The sequence below is a fragment of the Acidobacteriota bacterium genome (assembly GCA_026707545.1).
In the GTDB taxonomy this organism is placed as follows: domain Bacteria; phylum Acidobacteriota; class Thermoanaerobaculia; order Multivoradales; family Multivoraceae; genus Multivorans.
Genome location: JAPOWR010000004.1, coordinates 176,303 through 193,325, shown reverse-complemented (window position 1 = coordinate 193,325; position 17,023 = coordinate 176,303). Strand labels below are relative to the sequence as shown.

General features: G+C 67.7%; 17 protein-coding genes and 1 tRNA gene. 15 read left to right on the top strand and 3 right to left on the bottom strand.

Features of this window, described 5'->3' with window-relative positions; all coding sequences use genetic code 11:
• Window positions 1-2: 2 nt before the first annotated feature.
• The 3 genes from OXG83_15715 to OXG83_15705 are packed head-to-tail and all read left to right on the top strand — an operon-like array spanning window position 3 to window position 1,725.
• Window positions 3-695: a crotonase/enoyl-CoA hydratase family protein gene (locus tag OXG83_15715; GenBank protein MCY3966478.1), complete on the top strand. Its 693-nt coding sequence runs from the start codon at window positions 3-5 to the stop codon at window positions 693-695.
• Window positions 685-1,416 (top strand): glutathione S-transferase N-terminal domain-containing protein, encoded by a 732-nt coding sequence (locus OXG83_15710; GenBank protein MCY3966477.1) that lies wholly within the window; start codon window positions 685-687, stop codon window positions 1,414-1,416. Before OXG83_15715 ends, OXG83_15710 begins: the two co-directional genes overlap by 11 nt.
• A 57-nt stretch (window positions 1,417-1,473) precedes the next feature.
• Window positions 1,474-1,725: a helix-turn-helix transcriptional regulator gene (locus OXG83_15705; protein MCY3966476.1), complete on the top strand. Its 252-nt coding sequence runs from the start codon at window positions 1,474-1,476 to the stop codon at window positions 1,723-1,725.
• Here OXG83_15705 and OXG83_15700 read toward each other — a convergent pair.
• Together OXG83_15700 and OXG83_15695 are read right to left on the bottom strand one after the other, a co-directional pair.
• On the bottom strand, window positions 1,722-3,248 hold the full coding sequence (locus tag OXG83_15700) for a hypothetical protein (protein ID MCY3966475.1): 1,527 nt from the start codon (window positions 3,246-3,248) through the stop codon (window positions 1,722-1,724). The genes OXG83_15705 and OXG83_15700 overlap by 4 nt on opposite strands.
• A 369-nt stretch (window positions 3,249-3,617) precedes the next feature.
• Complete coding sequence (locus OXG83_15695) at window positions 3,618-4,721, bottom strand: ResA-like WAxxUGC motif-containing protein (GenBank protein ID MCY3966474.1); 1,104 nt, start codon at window positions 4,719-4,721, stop codon at window positions 3,618-3,620.
• A 54-nt stretch (window positions 4,722-4,775) separates the two neighbouring features.
• On the opposite strand from OXG83_15695, the gene OXG83_15690 reads away from it, so the two are divergent.
• The 4 genes from OXG83_15690 to OXG83_15675 are packed head-to-tail and all read left to right on the top strand — an operon-like array spanning window position 4,776 to window position 9,359.
• Window positions 4,776-5,909, top strand: coding sequence for a trypsin-like peptidase domain-containing protein (locus tag OXG83_15690; GenBank protein MCY3966473.1), 1,134 nt, complete (start codon window positions 4,776-4,778; stop codon window positions 5,907-5,909).
• 48 nt (window positions 5,910-5,957) lie between these two features.
• A complete protein-coding gene (locus OXG83_15685; GenBank protein ID MCY3966472.1) occupies window positions 5,958-7,730 on the top strand; it encodes a PQQ-binding-like beta-propeller repeat protein in 1,773 nt (590 codons plus the stop codon).
• Between the two features lie 31 nt (window positions 7,731-7,761).
• Window positions 7,762-8,049: a DUF1330 domain-containing protein gene (locus OXG83_15680; GenBank protein ID MCY3966471.1), complete on the top strand. Its 288-nt coding sequence runs from the start codon at window positions 7,762-7,764 to the stop codon at window positions 8,047-8,049.
• Window positions 8,050-8,063: 14 nt separating this feature from the next.
• On the top strand, window positions 8,064-9,359 hold the full coding sequence (locus tag OXG83_15675) for a hypothetical protein (GenBank protein MCY3966470.1): 1,296 nt from the start codon (window positions 8,064-8,066) through the stop codon (window positions 9,357-9,359).
• A 38-nt stretch (window positions 9,360-9,397) separates the two neighbouring features.
• Here the strand turns inward: OXG83_15675 and OXG83_15670 are convergent.
• Window positions 9,398-9,471, bottom strand: a tRNA-Gln gene (locus OXG83_15670).
• Window positions 9,472-9,640: 169 nt separating this feature from the next.
• On the opposite strand from OXG83_15670, the gene OXG83_15665 reads away from it, so the two are divergent.
• The 8 genes from OXG83_15665 to OXG83_15630 all read left to right on the top strand — a co-directional run bounded on the left by OXG83_15665 (window position 9,641) and on the right by OXG83_15630 (window position 16,666).
• On the top strand, window positions 9,641-9,940 hold the full coding sequence (locus tag OXG83_15665; protein MCY3966469.1) for a YciI family protein: 300 nt from the start codon (window positions 9,641-9,643) through the stop codon (window positions 9,938-9,940).
• 44 nt (window positions 9,941-9,984) lie between these two features.
• A complete protein-coding gene (locus OXG83_15660) occupies window positions 9,985-11,529 on the top strand; it encodes an FAD-dependent monooxygenase (GenBank protein ID MCY3966468.1) in 1,545 nt (514 codons plus the stop codon).
• 102 nt (window positions 11,530-11,631) lie between these two features.
• The gene (locus tag OXG83_15655) at window positions 11,632-12,144 is read left to right on the top strand and encodes a (2Fe-2S)-binding protein (GenBank protein MCY3966467.1); all 513 of its coding nucleotides are present in this window, start codon (window positions 11,632-11,634) and stop codon (window positions 12,142-12,144) included.
• The gene (locus OXG83_15650; GenBank protein ID MCY3966466.1) at window positions 12,141-14,369 is read left to right on the top strand and encodes a molybdopterin-dependent oxidoreductase; all 2,229 of its coding nucleotides are present in this window, start codon (window positions 12,141-12,143) and stop codon (window positions 14,367-14,369) included. The genes OXG83_15655 and OXG83_15650 overlap by 4 nt, the downstream gene beginning before the upstream one ends.
• A gap of 17 nt (window positions 14,370-14,386) precedes the next feature.
• Window positions 14,387-14,956 (top strand): cytochrome P460 family protein, encoded by a 570-nt coding sequence (locus OXG83_15645; GenBank protein ID MCY3966465.1) that lies wholly within the window; start codon window positions 14,387-14,389, stop codon window positions 14,954-14,956.
• A 172-nt stretch (window positions 14,957-15,128) separates the two neighbouring features.
• On the top strand, window positions 15,129-15,389 hold the full coding sequence (locus tag OXG83_15640) for a type II toxin-antitoxin system prevent-host-death family antitoxin (protein MCY3966464.1): 261 nt from the start codon (window positions 15,129-15,131) through the stop codon (window positions 15,387-15,389).
• A complete protein-coding gene (locus OXG83_15635; GenBank protein MCY3966463.1) occupies window positions 15,390-15,800 on the top strand; it encodes a type II toxin-antitoxin system VapC family toxin in 411 nt (136 codons plus the stop codon).
• A 137-nt stretch (window positions 15,801-15,937) separates the two neighbouring features.
• Window positions 15,938-16,666: a CPBP family intramembrane metalloprotease gene (locus tag OXG83_15630; protein MCY3966462.1), complete on the top strand. Its 729-nt coding sequence runs from the start codon at window positions 15,938-15,940 to the stop codon at window positions 16,664-16,666.
• Window positions 16,667-17,023 lie beyond the last annotated feature (357 nt).

Sequence of the window (17,023 nt, the reverse complement as noted above, 5' to 3'; positions counted from 1 at the left end):
CAATGACTGAACCGACCACCTACGAACAGGTTGGCGACGTGGCACTGGTCACGATGAACGACGGCAAGGCCAACGTCTTCGGACCGCCCATGATCGCCGCCGTCAACGCCATGCTCGACCGTGCCGCGGACGAGGCGAAGGCTGTCGTCCTGACCGGCCGGCCCGGCCTGTTTTCGGGCGGGTTCGACCTCAACGTGTTTCGCGACGGCGGCCCGGCGGAAGCCCGCGCCATGGGCCTCGCCGGAGCGCGTCTGATGATGCGCCTGTACGGATGGCCGCAGCCCCTGGTGGTCGCGGCCAGCGGGCACGCCATCGCGCTCGGTGCGCTCTGTGTGCTCACCGGCGATCATCGCCTGGCCGCCGGCGGCGACTTCCGGTTGGGACTGAACGAGGTCGCGATCGGCCGAACGCTGCCGCCGTTCGCGTGGTTGCTGGCCCGGGAGCGGCTTTCCAAGCGGGCTCTGACGCAAGCCGCCCTGACCGCGAAGATGTACGACCCGGACGGCGCGCGGGATGCAGGCTTCGTCGACGAGATCGCGGCGGCCGACGAGCTGCGCGACGTTGCCCTCGAGCGGGCGGCGCAACTGGCCGAGTTCGACGCCGACGCGTTTTCGGCAATGAAGCAGGGCCTGAGAGCCGACGGCATTGACACCGTCCTGGCCGATCTCCCGGAGGTGCCGGCAAATGGCTCTTGACGTCTACTTCAGCGCGACGCCCAACGGCTGGAAGATCTCGATCATGCTCGAGGAGCTACGGGAGGCCGGAGTCGAACTGCCCGAGACGCGTATCCACATGGTCGACCTCTCTGCCGGCGACCAGTTCACGCCCGAGTTTACCGCCATCAATCCAAATCAGAAAATGCCTGCCCTGGTGGACGACGGTCGCGCCGTCATGGAGAGTTGCGCGATCCTGCAGTACCTCGGGGAGAAGTACCCGACCCCCCTCTACCCGACGGACGAGCGACGCTGGGACGTGCTTCCCTGGCTCTACTGGCAGGCGGCCAATCTCGGCCCGGCCTTCGGCAACAAGCTGAGCTACACGCGCTACATCGACGTGCCCGAGGACGCCAAGGCGCATCCGCTCGAACGATTCGGCAGGGAATCGCTCCGGCTCGTCGCGATTCTCGGGCGCCGGTTCGAGAAGCACCCCTACATCTGCGGCGACACCTTCACGGTCGCCGACATCTCCGTGTTCCCCTGGATCCGGGCGTACAAGTGGGCCAAGGTCGACATCACGACCCAACCGACGGTGGTGGACTGGCTGGAGCGCGTTCGCGCCCGCCCGGGCGTGGATCGCGGAGTCGCCTACGGCGTGCCGAAGGACGAGGTCGACAGCTTCAGCAAGGAGCGCAGGGAACGCTACAAGGCACGCGGCGCGCAGATCGCCGCCAACGAGAATCTCAGGACCTCGATCTGATCTGAACTCGGGAACGCTTGCACCGCTAGAATTCTCGACTCACCGATCGAGCCAGCGATGAGCCAGGAAGCCACAGTCCAGCAGGTCCAGCTCATGGGCCACCGGATCCGGCGCCTGCGCCGGAAGAACAAACTGACGCAGCCGGCGCTGGCGGAGCGGGTCGGCATTCCGGCGTCCGACCTGTCCCGGATCGAGCGGGACGAGCTCCGCGTCAGTCTGGACGTCCTGATCCGCATCGTGGCCGAGTTCAACGTCGGGCTCGACGAGTTAATGGGCAAGCCGGCTGACCAGCCACGCGGCCGCCGCTAGCCGAGAGCCTCGATCAAGCGGCGCAGGCCCGCTTCGACAGCGCCGTCGATATGGACGGCCAGCACCCGGCGGTCCCGTTCGACCAGCACTTGGTAGTCGCCCCAGGCCTGGGCGAGCTGGACCTGGCCGAAGGTCAGGCCCTCGCCCGGTATCGAAACGTCGGCGGCCGGCGGATCGGCAGTGACCTGCAGGAACAAGCCGCGGTTGGGGCCGCCCTTGTGGGCCTGGCCGGTCGAGTGGAGGAAGCTGGGCCCGAAACCGAGAACGGACGCGCCGCCGGTCCGGCCGGCGACGCCGCGGCGGAGCGCCTCGAGTTGCTCGCGGTTGCCGCGGCTTCGGTCCAGGTAGGCCGAGACGACAGCGTAGCCGCGATCTGGAAACGTCGCGAGGTGGGTGCCCAGGAGCTGGGCCAGCCCGAGGTCGCTCACCTCACTCAGCCGGACCACACCGCCAGGCGCCGGCGCAGCACCGGCCTTCATCTGCTCGACGTAGCGCCGGGTGACGACCTTGGACGACTCCACGTCCGGCTGGTCGAACGGGTTGACGCCCAGCAGTGCGCCGGCCACCGCGGTGGCGAACTGCCAGCGGAAGAGCTCGCCGCCGAGGTCGGCGGGAACGAGCTCGATGTCGAGTCGGTCGGCGCTCGGCTCGGCCGGCAAGCCCGCCGCCGAGACTGGCAGCAACAGGATGTCGCCCTTGCCGAGCGACTCGGCGATCAGTTGCTCTACCCAGGCCGCTGTCTCCATGCAGCCATCCGGCGCATGGAGGTAGAGCTTGTCCCTGCCGCAGTCGTGCGCAGCGGCGAGCAGGAGGCCCAGTTCGACGCCGGGGTTCGTCTCGTCACGATCGTCTGGCCGGCGGCACGCGGCGGCCATTCGCCGTGCGCTCAAGAGCAGTGGTTCGACGTCGATCCGGGCAACAGCGGCAGGGGCGAGACCGAACGCCGACAGGACGGAGAACCTGCCACCGATGTCCGGGTGGCCGAAGACGACCGCCGCTCCGGCGTCCCGCGCACGCCGTTCCAACGCCGAGCCGGGATCGGTGATCGCGAGCGCGGAGACCGAAGCCGCATCGCCCAATCGGTCCAGCAGCAGTTCGAACACCAGCTTCGTCTCGAGCGTGCCGCCCGACTTCGACGCCGCAATGACCCGGAGCGCGGCCGGGTCGACGCCGTCAAGCGCGCGGGCGATCTCACGAGGGTCCGTCGTGTCGAGGACGATGAACGAAGCACCGGCATGCCGCGGCAACGCCCGCCACAGCAGGTCGGCCCCAAGCGCCGAGCCGCCCATGCCGAGGAGCAGGCAGCGGTCGAACGGTGGTCCGGCGAGGTGCCCGGCGAGCTTCGCGGCCTCCGTGTCCACGCGCTTGCCGTCGGCGTCGACGAGCGTCAGACGGTGCAGGCGTTCGACATCCAACCAGCCGAGCCACTCCTCCTCGCCCGAATCGGTCCAGAGCGAGCCGTCGCGGGACCAGAGACGAACCGTGCCGTCGATCTCGCGCCACTGCTGTCGGCGGCTCTTCAAGACTGCTGTGAACTGGGCGTCAGCGTTGGTGAGGCGCATCGGCGCGAATCGTAGCCTTGTGGTTGGAGAACAAGGAGGCCGGCCGAAGGCCGGCGGCGTTACCTGGCCGCCTACGGCGGCAGCGGACCGGAAGGTCCGCGCACCCAGAGAGCCGCTCCGGTGCGGCCGACTTCTCTACATGCAGCTGACATGACGCCGCTGCGGCTCCCTCCAAACTGCAGCACAGCACCACGCAGAAACTACGTCCGTTCTCTGGGTGCGCGGACCTTCTGGTCCGCTTCCGGGCGAAGCCGCGGAGCGGCGAAGCCCGAAGGAAAACAGCCGCCGGCCTCCGGCCGGCGACCTTACTCCCCGACACCCCACCGGGGACTACGGCTCGAAGCGCTCGGCGTAGTTCTCGGGGCCCTCCGCACGGATATCGCTGAGCCAATCCCCTTCGTAGGGCCATGCCTCGGGGTCGTCTTCGCTCGGGCCCTGCCAGAAGCGGGCGAATGGACCCTCGGCGCCACCCTCGAGCGACCAGGCCTGACGGCGGAAGGACCAGCTGTCGGGGACCAGGCGGTGGGCCTCGCGAAAGTGGCGGACCGCGGCATCGTGGTGACCCTCGAGCTCCAGGTGCGAGGCGAGTTCGAAGTGGGCGTGTCCGAGGGACACGTCCGCGTCGCGCGGGCGCGATCGTTCAACGACTTCTTCCGGCGAAAGCGCGAATCGACTCTCGGCGCCCTTCTCCACCCAATCGCGCAGCGCCCGGTGGTAGGCGTCGGTGTCGGCCGGGATCTTCGCTGCCTCCTGCAGCATCTCCCCGAAACGACCGGGAACCGTTGACAGAGACCTCAGACTGGGGGCGCCGTCCTCCGGCGGCGCCGGCGCCGCCTCCGCCGGCCGGACGATCGTGCCCGATTCGTCGATCCACACCGAGCTGGGGATGTTGACCACGCCGAAGAGCCGGGCCAGCAGGTGGTGACGGTCGACGAGCGAAGGGTGCTCCGGCTTCGCGGCCTCGATGAACGGGCGGCAGCCCTGCGCACCCAACGTATCGAGACCGACGGTGACCAGTTCGAACCCCTGCGGATGAAGCTCTTCGCGCAACGCCTGCCACCCGGGCAGGTGGGCCGAGCACCCTCAGTAGGGCGCCCAGGCGTAGACGACGACCTTCTGCCCGCGCAGACTGGACAATCGAAACGGCTTCCCGTCCAGATCCGGCAGTTCGAAGTCGGCGTCTTCGGCCGACACCAGGGCTCGGGAGCCGATCGACTCCGGGCCCACGGCCCATACGCCGTGCTCCTCCGCGTGAACGACCGGGAGACCGATGGCCCCGGCAACCGCGACCGCGTCCACCTGGCTCGACGACGCCACGGTCCGGTCGAAGAGCGGTATGCAGGCCGACCCCTTGCAAGCGCCTTCGGGCTTGAGCTGCCAACCCGTGCCGTCCTCGAACTTCGCTTTGGACACCTTCTTCTCTGTGAGGATCATGCGCCGAGTGTACGCCGGAACAAACCACCACCCGTGGCCTGTTAGTTTCAACCCATGCCCTACCCAGCCTCACGCGGTCCGACCGAACGGCCGCGGATCGCCACCGCGGCGGGCCTGATCGTCCTCGCCGGACTCGCCTTCCTGTTGGCTTCCCGGTGGCAGGGAAGCGTGCTTCAGGCGGACAGCCGAGGTGAGCCCAGGCCGCCAGCGCCGAGTGCCGGGCTCCTGCCCGAGGAACGGTCGACCGTCGAACTGTTCCGGCGGGCATCGCCGTCCGTCGTGAACATCACGACCGTGACGAACCGCCGCAACCTCTTCTCTCGCCGCATCGACCGCGTTCCGGAAGGCAGCGGCACCGGCTTCATCTGGGATGAGCAGGGTCACGTCGTGACGAACTTCCACGTCCTGCTCAGTGGTCACGAGGCCGTGGTCACTCTCGACGATCAGAGCACCTGGCCGGCCAAGGTTGTGGGTCAGGATCCGCACGTTGATCTCGCCGTCCTCAAGATCGAGGCCCCGACGGAGAAGCTGCGACCGCTGGCGGTCGGCACTTCGCGCGACCTCGAGGTGGGTCAATCCGTCCTCGCGATCGGGAACCCGTTCGGACTCGACCACACGTTGACCACGGGTGTGATCAGCGCACTCGACCGCGAAGTACCCTCGCTTACCCAACGCCTGATCCGCGGCGCAATCCAGACCGACGCGGCGATCAATCCCGGAAACTCCGGCGGGCCGCTGCTGGACTCCAGCGGACGGTTGATCGGCGTGAACACGCAGATCGTTCCGTCGGCAGCTGGCGCCTGGGCAGGCATCGGCTTCGCCATTCCGGTCGACACGGTGAACTGGGTCGTTCCCGAGCTCATCGCGCACGGCCAGGTCGAACGGCCGCTGATCGGCGTCGACCTGAACGACTCCCTGCTGCGATCGCGCGGCATCCGGGGAGCGCTTGTTACCCGTGTCGTGCCCGGTTCCGGCGCTGACAGGGCCGGTATGCGGGCAAGCCGGCGAACGCGCGGCGGCATCATCCTCGGCGATCTGATCACCTCCATCGAGGGTCGATCCGTCGCCTCGATCAACGATGTCCACACGATTCTCGAGAGCTACCGCGTCGGAGACCTGGTCACCGTGACCGTCGTCCGGGGCGACGGCGAAGAGGAACTGAACGTCCGGCTCTCCTCGTCGCGCTGACCCCAGGGCCCGGGAAGGGCCTGGAGGCGCTAACATCCGGCGCCGACCATGCTTCAACGCGATCTCCTGCCGCGGGCGGCGCTTGTCGCCGCCCTTCTGACGTTCGTTCTGAGTGTCCCGCTCGCCGAAGCACAATCGGCGCCCGAGCCCGAACGCGGCGACATCGTCCCGGTCACGGACGCCGTGCTCCAGAACCCGAGCGACGACGACTGGCTGATGTGGCGCCGGACGCTCGACGGCTGGGCCTACAGTCCGCTCGACCAGGTCACGGCCGAGAACGTCGGCAAGCTGCGCATGGTCTGGTCCCGCGGCCTGAGCGAAGGCCGCCAGCAGGGGACGCCGCTCGCCTACGACGGCGTGCTGTACATGCCGAACCCCATCGACGTCATCCAGGCCATCGACGCGGTGAGCGGAGACCTCATCTGGGAGTACCGCCGGGAGCACCCGGACAACATCCTCCAGCAGGTCGGAGGCCTCGCCGCGAACAACCGCAACATCGCGATCCACGGCGGCCTGATCATCGACACCAGCGTCGACAACTTCGTCTTCGCGCTCGATGCCGTGACGGGCGAGCTGGTCTGGGAGACGATGATTCTCGACTACAAGACGCAGCCGGCAATGCACAGCTCCGGCCCGATCATCGCCGACGGCAAGGTGATCTCGGGCCGAAGCTGCCTGCCCCGCGGCGGGCCCGACTCCTGCGTCATCGTCGCCCACGACGCGGAGACGGGGGCCGAACTCTGGCGGCGCCGCACGGTTCCCGCTCCCGGCGAGCCGGGCGACGAGACCTGGGGCGACATCCCGTTCGAGGACCGCACCCACGTCGGCACATGGATGGTGCCGAGCTACGACCCCGGGCTGGAGCTCATCTACATCGGCACCTCGGTGACCTCCCCGGCGCCGAAGTTCCTGCTCGGCGGCAGGGATCTCAGGCACCTGTACCACAACTCGACGCTCGCGCTCGACGCGAACACAGGCGAGATCGCCTGGCACTACCAGCACCTCAACGACCACTGGGACCTCGACCATCCCTTCGAGCGCATGCTCGTCGACACCGCGGTCGCGCCCGACGCCGACGAAGTCGACTGGATCAATCCCCGCCTCGAACCGGGCGAGACGCGCCAGGTGATCACCGGCGTCCCCGGCAAGACGGGCGTCGTCTACACCCTCGACCGCGAGACCGGCGAGTTCCTCTGGGCGCGGCCGACGATCCGGCAGAACGTGATCAGCATGATCGACGGCGCCACCGGGGCGGTCACCGAGAACTCGGAAGTCGTGTTCCGGGAACTGGGCCAGGAGGCCTACGTCTGCCCCACCTACATCGGCGGCAAGGACTGGCAGGCCGGCGCCTACAGTCCGCTGACGAACGCGATGTACGTGCCGATGCGCAACTCCTGCGCCCTGATGACGGCGACCCGCGCAGGCCGGCTGCAGATCTACGCCCTGGACGCCGAGCACCAGATCGCGCCCGGCACCGACCTGAGCGGATCCGTCCACGCCGTGTCCGCCGAAACGGGGAAGTCGCTATGGACGTACGAGCAGCGGGCCGGCCTGATGTCGCTCTTCGTGACCGGCGGCGGCCTGGTCTTCGTCGGCGACGGCAACGGCCGGTTCCGCGCGCTGGACGACAAGACCGGGGAGAGCCTCTGGGAGATCAACCTCGGCTCGCCCGTGACCGGCTTCCCGATCACCTACGCGGTCGACGGCCGCCAGTACGTCGCGGCCAGCACGGGCAACCGGTCGGCGGCCCTGCTGTCCGGGCTCACGCCGGAGCTGCGTCCCAGCTCCGGCAACAACCTGTTCGTGTTCGCGCTACCCTGACATTCAACGTACTGCAAGGAGGTTCCGCACCATGGCTGGATACGCGATCATCAGTGTCGAAGTGAAAGACGAAGCCGCCTACAACCGGGCTCTGGAAGAGGTACCGGCGGTCGTCGAGGCCCACGGCGGCAGGTACCTGGTGCGCGGCGGCGTCGCCGAGGCCATCCGTGGCGACTGGAAGCCCGACCGTCTCGTCATCGTCGAGTTCGACAGCGTCGAACAGGCGAGGAAATGGCAGGACGGGGCCGACTTCGCCGACCTGAGAGAGAAGCTCAGCCAGTCGGCCAACACGGATGTCGTGATCGTTGAGGGCGTGTAGCGATTCGCCGCCAGATGCTCTATCCGCGGGCGAGGCTCTTCACCGCCCTCGTCCTCGCCTTGGCCCAGGCGGCTGCCTTGGCGGCGCAAGGCCCCAGCGTTCGGCTGCCAGCGCCGACCGGCGGCTTCGCGGTCGGCGTTCTCGACTTCGAGTTCGTAGACCACAAGTACCCTTCCCGTCGCGCGAGCGATCGCGCGGGTCGCCGGCTGATGGCTCGCGTCTGGTATCCGGCGGCCGCTGTCACCGGGCAGCCCCGCAACTACATGGAGGGGCGAGAGTTCGACGTCCTTGCCCGGCCACTGCTCGAGGCGCTGGCGCCCGTCATCCAGGACCCGACGCTCTTCGACACTCTCGCCAGCGCCCAGACCCACAGCTACGAGGAAGCACCGGTAGCCGCCGGCGGCCCTTTCCCCGCGCTCGTCTTCTCACACGGGGGACTCTCCTATGTCTCCCAGAACACGGTGCTGATGGAGGATCTCGCGAGCAACGGTTACGTCGTCTTCAGTGTGGCTCACCCCGGCGGGTCGAGTGGGGTCCTGTTTCCGGAAGGCACCACGGTCACCTACGATCAGGATTGGCGCGACGCGGTCATGGGGGCGGCAGCTGCTCCCGACCCGGATGGCCGCTACAGCCCCGATGTCGGCAAGCGCCATGGCGCGGTGATCCGATCGGTGGACGACGGAGGTCTCGGTCCGTGGGCCACGCGCTGGCGCGACGACATGATCGCGCTCGTCGACTTCCTCGAATCCGATCCGTCGGCAGACGATGTCCTGGCTACGATTCTCATGCGAACCTCGCTAGCCAAACTGGGCTACTTCGGCATGTCCTACGGAGCGGCCGCGGCGGTGAGCGCGGCACAGGTGGACCAGCGCGCCAGAGTGGCGATCAACTTCGACGGCACCCACTGGCTTTCCGACGTCCTCGGGAAGGACGTGCGCACGCCGCTACTCGTCCTGACGAGTGAGGATCCCGCGAGTTACAGCAACGAGTTCTTCTTCGAGCCGCTCACCACGATGGGCAGGCGCGAGGACATCGTGCGCATCAAGCTGCAAACGGAAGCGACCCACATGGAACTCAGCGACATCATGTTCCTCCCGGCCGCTTTACGCCAGGCCCTCCCCGGTGACGCCGGCCGTGTCGATGGCGCCAGGCTCAGCGACACGATCAACGCCTTCGTCCGTGCGTTCTTCGACCACTACCTCAAGGGAGCCCCCAACGGCTACCCGGAGTCCGTGCTCACGGAGTTTCCGGAAGTCAGCCGTTTCGATCTGCCGCAAGTCCGGGCCTGGGCGGCGTCGCACCAACGCTGAGATCCCGTCGACGCCGTCGGCGGTGTGGGCCGACGAGATGGCTGGGAGGCAGGGATTCGAACCCCGATTCTACGGTCCAGAGCCGCATGTCCTACCGTTAGACGACCTCCCAGCGGCAGCGGCCAAGCCGCGCAGTCTACCGCGAACGGCAGCGGCTGTCCGTTTCCGTCGACGGCGCCGGGCCTCATGCCGGGAGCCCGCTCGAGGTCGGGCCTCCCCTGTCTGCTAGTTTTGCCCCGGTTCAGCTTGCTCACTTCCGCCGAACCAGAGGAGATTGCCCCATGTACCTCGTAGTCGTCGCGACTCACAAGGCAGGAAGGGAAGAGGAGCGGGCCGGTCTGCAGAGCGCCTTCACCGCCTACCTGCGGGACGCCGCCAGTCATCCCGACGTAACGCTTCATCACGGTGGACAGACGCTCGACGAGAGCGGTGACACCGCTACCGGACTGCTCCTGGTGCTCGAAGCACCCTCGCTCGACGCCGCGCAGGCCTTCGTCGCCGGCAGTCCTTACGCCAAGGCCGGAATCATCGCCGAGACCCAGATCCGGCCCTGGAACTGGCTGACCGGCCGGCCCGGCTGACTCGCTTCGCAGCGTAGTTCGACCCGGGCTCCTGGCGCCGCGTCGTGAGCGAGCACAGGAAGTACGACGTACTGATCGTCGGCTGCGGGCCGACGGGCGCCACGCTGGCCAACCTGCTTCGGGCGCGCGGCCGCTCGGTGGCGATCTTCGACCGCGAGCCGGACGTCTATCCCACGCCCCGGGCGATGGTCCTCGACCCGGAGAGCTGCCGCATCTACACGTCCATGGGGATCCTCCAGAGGCTAATCCCCGAGGACGCCTCGCCCTACGCGCGGAACGAGTTCGTCGACGCGAAGCGCCGGCCGCTCATGACGCTCGATTTCCTGCGGGCTCCGAGCCGGTTCGGGTTCCCGATGGGCGGCATGGTGTTCCACCAGCCCGCGCTAGAGCGCCTGCTGCGCGACGACTTCGCGAAGGACGCCGGAGTCGACGCGTTCCTCGGGTACGAGGTGTGCGCGGTCGACGGTTCGGGCGAAGCTGCGAAGGTGGTCGCGACGCACGGCGACACCGGCGAGCGCCATGAGTTCAGCGGACGCTATGCCGTCGGAGCTGACGGCGGCGGCAGTTTCTGCCGTTCGGCGATCGGAGCGGAGCGGGTCGAGTTCGGCTACCGGCGCCAATGGATCGTCGTCGACCTCGTCGTCCACGACCAGAAGCTCTTCGATTCCCTTCCGGACGGCTCCGAGATCAGGTGCCGGCCCAACCGTTCCGTCGTGTACTTCAAGGGGCACCACAAGCATGTCCGTTTCGACTTCGAAGCCGGCGAGGCGCTCGCCCGGAACTTCACCGCCGAGGACGCGCTCGAGGCAATCGCCGAGTACTTCGACCCGTCTTCGTGCGAGATCCTTCGTGTTCAGCCCTTCCTCTTCCATGGCTCGATGCCGAAGGCGTGGCGCGCCGGTCGACTGCTGCTCGCGGGTGATGCCGCCCATCAGTCGCCGCCCTTCTCCGGCCAGGGCCTCAACATGGGCATCCGCGACGCCGTGAACCTGGCCTTCAAGTTCGAACTCCTGTTTCGGGGGCTCGCCGGACCGGCGCTTCTGGACACCTACCAGCAGGAGTGCTGGGATCACTGCGCGCGCCTGATCGAGGGCGCATCGAAGCGGGGCAGAATGATCAGCGCTTCGAGCCCGATCGCCATCGCGAACCGCAACTACTCCTTCTTCCGCGGGCGCAGGAAGAGAAAGACAGGCTTCTCCCTGATGCGGCGCATGACGAACCGGCAGCCCTACCAACGGGGGCTGATCGGGGGCTCGGAGGCCTCCGGAGGACGCATGATCAGGCCCCGCGTGACGACCACCGGCGGCGAAACCTGGCTCGACGACCTGCTGGGTCCGGAGTTCTCCCTCATTACGAGCTCCCCGACCGCCGGCGCCGACATGGACTGGTTCAGGGACATCCTCGGCGGCATCGTCCTCCAGCTCGGGCGCGACCTGTCCGACGCGAACGGCGAACTCACCCGCTGGCTTGGCCGAAACAACGCGTCCAGCGTGCTGATTCGCCCCGACCGCTACGTCTTCGAGACGGGCGACGACGGTTCGAGCCTCTGCCGGTCCCTCAGGCGAAAGCTGGAGGCATTTCAGAACTGAGCGCTACATGGCGGGCGACCCCTTGACCTCACCCCGCGTTTCATTCACTGTATGACCAGCCAGTAAGTCGCCGCCCCGCAACGGCCCTCGAGGAGAACGAACATGGCGATCGCCTTCACCCTGAACGGCAAGTCGACGACGGTCGACGCGCCGCCGGAGATGCCCCTGCTCTGGGTTCTCCGCGACGAGCTCGACCTCAAGGGCACCAAGTTCGGCTGCGGCCGGTCCTTCTGCGGGGCCTGCACCGTGCACGTCAACGGCGAGCCGGAGCGCAGTTGCCGCATGCCGGTCTCGCGCGCCGAGGGCAAGGAGATCACGACGATCGAGGGCCTGTCCGAGGACGGCGCCCATCCCGTGCAGCTCGCCTGGCAGGAGATCGACGTACCCCAGTGCGGCTACTGCCAGGCTGGCCAGATCATGTCGGCTTCGGCGCTCCTCGCGAACAACCCGGCGCCTACCGACGGCGACATCGACGAAGCGATGAGCGGCAACATCTGCCGCTGCGCGACCTACAGCCGCATCCGGACGGCTATCCATCGGGCCGCGGACATCGCACAGGCTCCATCGGCCACCAGCCACGAGACCGCCACGGGAGCGGGAGGGAGTGAGGCATGAACGCCGTGGACAAGACAGGCAACCTCTCCCGGCGTGGATTCCTTCACGTCACCGCCCTGGCCGGCGGCGGCATGCTCCTCGGAGCCCGCTTCCCGCTGGACGGCGCGCGCGGCGCCTTTGCCGCCACCGCCGAGGCCGAGACGGCGCTCAACGCGTTCATCCGCCTGACACCGGACGGCATCGCGACGATCATGGCCCAGAACCCCGAGATCGGTCAGGGCGTCAAGACGATGCTGCCGATGCTGATCGCCGAAGAGCTCGACATCCCCTGGAGCCAGGTGCGCGTCGAGCAGGCGGACTTCGACGCGACCAAGTACCGCGGCCAGATGGCCGGCGGCAGCATGGCCACCCCGATGCACTACGAGTCGATGCGCCGCGTGGGCGCCGCCGCCCGCGCCATGCTCGTCGAAGCCGCAGCGAAGGAGTGGAAGACGAAGGCCGAGAAGTGCACCACCGAGGCCGGCGCCGTCCACTTCAAGAACAAGTCCCTGTCCTACGGCGAACTGGCGAGCGCCGCGGCCGGGGTCGAGCCGCCGAATCCCCGGACCGTCCCGCTCAAGGACGCGAAGGACTTCAAGATCATCGGCCAGGAGATCCCAGGCGTCGACAACCCGCAGATCGTCACCGGCAAGCCGCTCTTCGGCATCGACGTCACCGTGCCCGGCATGAAGTACGCCGTGTTCGAGAAGTGCCGGGTCCACGGCGGCAAGGTGAAGAGCGCCAACCTCGACGCGGTCAAGGCGTCGCCCGGCGTCACCGACGCGTTCGTCGTCGACTCGACCGCTCAGGCCGGAAGCGCCGCGCCCTCGCCCTCGATGTTCCAGGTCGGGCTGCCCAACGGCGTCGCCATCGTCGGCGACTCCTGGTGGCTGATCAACGAGGCCCGCAGCAAGCTGGAGGTCGACTGGGACGAGGGATCGACCGCGTCCCAGAGCACCGCAGCCTTCGACCGGCAGGCCGAGGAGCTGTCGAAGCAGGCGCCGGAACAGGATCTCAGGAACGACGGCGACGCGGCCGGGGCCCTGGCCTCCGCGGCGAAGACGCTCGAGGCCGCCTACCAGTACCCCTTCCTCGCCCACGCGCCGCTCGAGCCGCAGAACACGACCGCGCATTTCCACGATGGCGGGCTCGAGATGTGGGCGCCGATCCAGACTCCACAGTTCGCGCGCGGCGACCTGGCCAAGGCGCTGGGCATTCCCGAGGACCAGATCACGATCCACCTGACCCGGATGGGAGGGGGCTTCGGGAGGCGCCTGTACTGGGACTACATGCTCGAGGCGGCGCTGATCGCGCGGAAGGCGGGAGTTCCGGTCAAGCTGGTGTGGAACCGCGAGGACGACACGCGTTTCGACTACTTCCGCCCCGGCGGCTACCACTACTTGCAGGGCGGTCTCGACGAGGCCGGCAACCTGACGGCGTGGCGCGACCACTTCGTCAGCTTCGGCGAGGGTCGGCGGTTCGCCCCGAGCGCCGAGATGATGCCGAACGAGTTCCCGCAGGGCTTCGTACCGAACTTCGCGCTCCAGGCGTCGAAGATGCCCCTCGGCATCCCGACCGGGGCGCTGCGCGCTCCGACGAGCAACGCGATCTCGTTCGTCGTCCAGTCGTTCATCGACGAGCTCGCGGCGGCGGCCGGCAAGGACCCGCTCCAGTTCCGGCTCGACCTGCTCGACGCGGCGCAGGAAGGCATGAGGCCGGCGTTCGACCCGAAGCGCATGAAGGCCGTGCTCGAACTCGTGCGCGACAAATCGGAATGGGGCAAGGCGGACCTGCCCGAGGGCACCGCCCAGGGCGTCGCCTTCCACTTCAGCCACCGCGGCTACTTCGCCGAAGTCGTCCAGGCCACGGTCAGCAAGGAGGGCGAACTAGGCGTCGACAGGATCTGGGTCGCCGGCGACGTCGGCAGGCAGCTCGTCAACCCGAGCAACGCCGTCAACCAGGTCCAGGGCGCTGCCCTCGACGGCCTCGGCCAGGCGCTCGACCAGGAGATCACCTTCGACGGCGGCCGCACGAACGAGAGCAACTTCCACAACTTCAAGCTGCTCCGCATCGACCAGGCGCCGCCGGTGAAAGTCCACTGGGTCATGAGCGACAACCAGCCCACCGGCCTGGGTGAGCCCGCGTTGCCGCCGGTCCCGCCGGCCCTGTGCAACGCGATCTTCGCCGTGACCGGCAAGCGGATCCGCTCGCTGCCGATCTCGAAGCACGACCTGAGCTGGGCCTGAACTCCCAGGACTCCGCTGTGCGCAACATCGCCCTGGCAACTACCCTCATCGGCCTGGTCGCCGCGCTAGTCCTGGCCGCGCAGGACGCCAAGCCGTCGCTCGACGGCATGGCCCTCCCCACCTACACCTCCGACGGCGACCTCATCCGCCCCGACGGCTACCGCACCTGGGTCTTCGTCGGAGCCTCGCTCGGCCTGAGCTACGACGAAGACGCCGCCGAGCGCGAAGGCCCGGGCGCCTTCACCAACGTCTACATCCAGCCCGAGGCATACCGCTACTTCATGGCGACCGGCGAGTTCCCCGAAGGAACCATGCTCCCCATGGACGTCTTTCGCCCCGGCTCCCGCGAGTCCATCAACCAGGCCGGCTTCTTCGAGAAGGACTTCCTGGGGATGGAGGTCGCGGTCAAGGACAGCGAGCGGTACCCCGAAGGCTGGGCCTACCTCAGCTTCCGCGACCGGTCCGGAGGGCTGAGGGAGTCGGCGTCAGCGTTCCCGAAGGAACGCTGCTACGACTGCCACGCGGAGCATGCTGCGACGGACAACGTGTTCACGCAGTTCTACCCGGTGTTGCAGCGGGAGGATTAGGACGACCCGTGATCACGCGACCGCCGGCCGAGGTGATCGCAGCCTTCTAGGTGTACGGAAACGCATCCGCATCGGTTAGCGGCGGGTTCCACCCGGCTCTGCGAACCACCGCTTCTCAAGAGGTGAGTGCTGCTGCAAACCGGAACCGGTCGTGGTAGACTGTCCGGTCAGAATGACCGGTGCGATGCGGGACGTTTCCACAACCGAGGCCAAGGCCCACCTGGCAGAACTACTGCGGGCCGTGGAGTACGGCCAGACGGTGGCGATCACGCGTCACGGCCAGACCATCGCGCATCTGGTTCCGGCGCGGACTCAGGATGATGAGGCTCGGAAGTTGGCCGTGGAGAGCTTCCGGAAGCGCCGTCGGCAGTGGCGACGCGTCCGGATGACATCCGAGGAGATCGTCGCCGCCATTCACGAAGGCCGCCGCTAGGTGGCACCCTTCGTACTCGACGCGTCGGTGGCGGCGGCATGGCTCCTGGACGACGAAGACGAGGCGCTTTCGAACGCGGCGTTGGCGCAGCTTGAGACCGAAGAGGCACTGGTTCCGCAGTTATGGCACGTCGAAGTGCGAAGCGCCCTGCTCGCCGCGGAACGAAGTGGACGGATACGCTCCGACGAGGTCGACGAACGCCTCCGCAGCCTGGGAGACCTGCCGGTTCGCACAGATACCGACCCGCGCCTTGGGGCGGCGCTCGCTCTGGCCAGGACGCACGGTCTGTCGATGTACGACGCGATGTACCTGGAGTTGGCCCAACGGCTGAACGCGCCTCTAGCGACGCTGGACAAGGCGCTGACGCGCACGTCCGATGCCACCGGCCACATGCCCGACTGGAGCCCATAAAGGTCCTCACTGAGCACTTCGGGCGCGGACCGTTCCGGAACTGACCTCCCCGTTTGCGGCGTTGAACCGTAACCAGGGGCGCCTCGCATCCGTGTAGATGTCACGGGGCCGGGCAACTCCGGAGTCGAAGGGAAGCCATGAGCGAAGAGATCGGAAGCACGCAGGGCGTCCTGTCCTCGGGACCGACGGGCGAGGCGGCCGCGGCCCGGCCCTGGTGGTCGAGGCTCCTCGCCGCTGTCGCGATCGCGTTCGCCGTGTTGCTGCTCTTGTACTTCCCCGACCGAACCGACGGTAGCGGGGCCCTACTTGGCGGGCTTTCGGCGCTCATCGCGGCAATGCTGGGTCTGGCGGCGTTAGCTCAGTGCCGGCCAATGCCTCAACGTACCTCGGCCGAGCATCTCCGGCTCGCGGCTCTGTCGCTCGGTCTGGGCGTCGCTTTCGGCGTTGCGAATCTGGGTGCCAACTACGGCATGGCAACAGCGGATTCGGCCATCTACGAGCAGATGGTCGCGCGTTGGTCTGAGTTCTCTCCTCTGTCAGTTGTCGTCAAGGGGCCGATCATGGAGGAGATTGTCTTCCGGCTCGGCCTGCTGAGTGGTCTGGCTTGGCTCACCGCTCGCTTCACAGACAATTCCCGCACGATCTTCCATGTGGCCTTGGGTGTGTCGGCGTTGACGTTCGGCATCGCGCACATCTTCTACGGCGGCGTAGCGGGGCCGATGTACATGACGGGCATGGCCGTGAAGAGCAGCATCGCGGGCCTCCTGCTCGGCTGGATGTTCTGGCGATGGGGCCTCCCTTACGCGATCGTCTGCCACAGCGCGGCAAACGGGATCCACCTCCTGCTGGAGCCATTCCTCTTCTGATCGCCCCGGCATCGCACACGGCAGCAGCCCCCGCCGCCGGGAAACGGCATCTAGGCGGGCCCAATCGTGGGACACATCGTGGGATCGTCGCGGCCCTGTCTCGCGGAACTCGCTGAAGACGCGACAACTCACACGACGGCGCTGGCGGAGAGGGAGACCGCCTCTAGCTGGCTCTCATGGAGTCTATCGGACTCCCGGCAACTTCTCCAAACCCTTGTAACACATACGTTTTCTCCTCTCTCTGACGCCTATCTGCTATCGTCTCGTTTCGCTGGCTCTTGCAGAGACTGTGGGACCAAACGAGGGACCAATGAGCGCCGGAACCATGTCAAGACCGGAGTCCACCGGGGAGAAGAA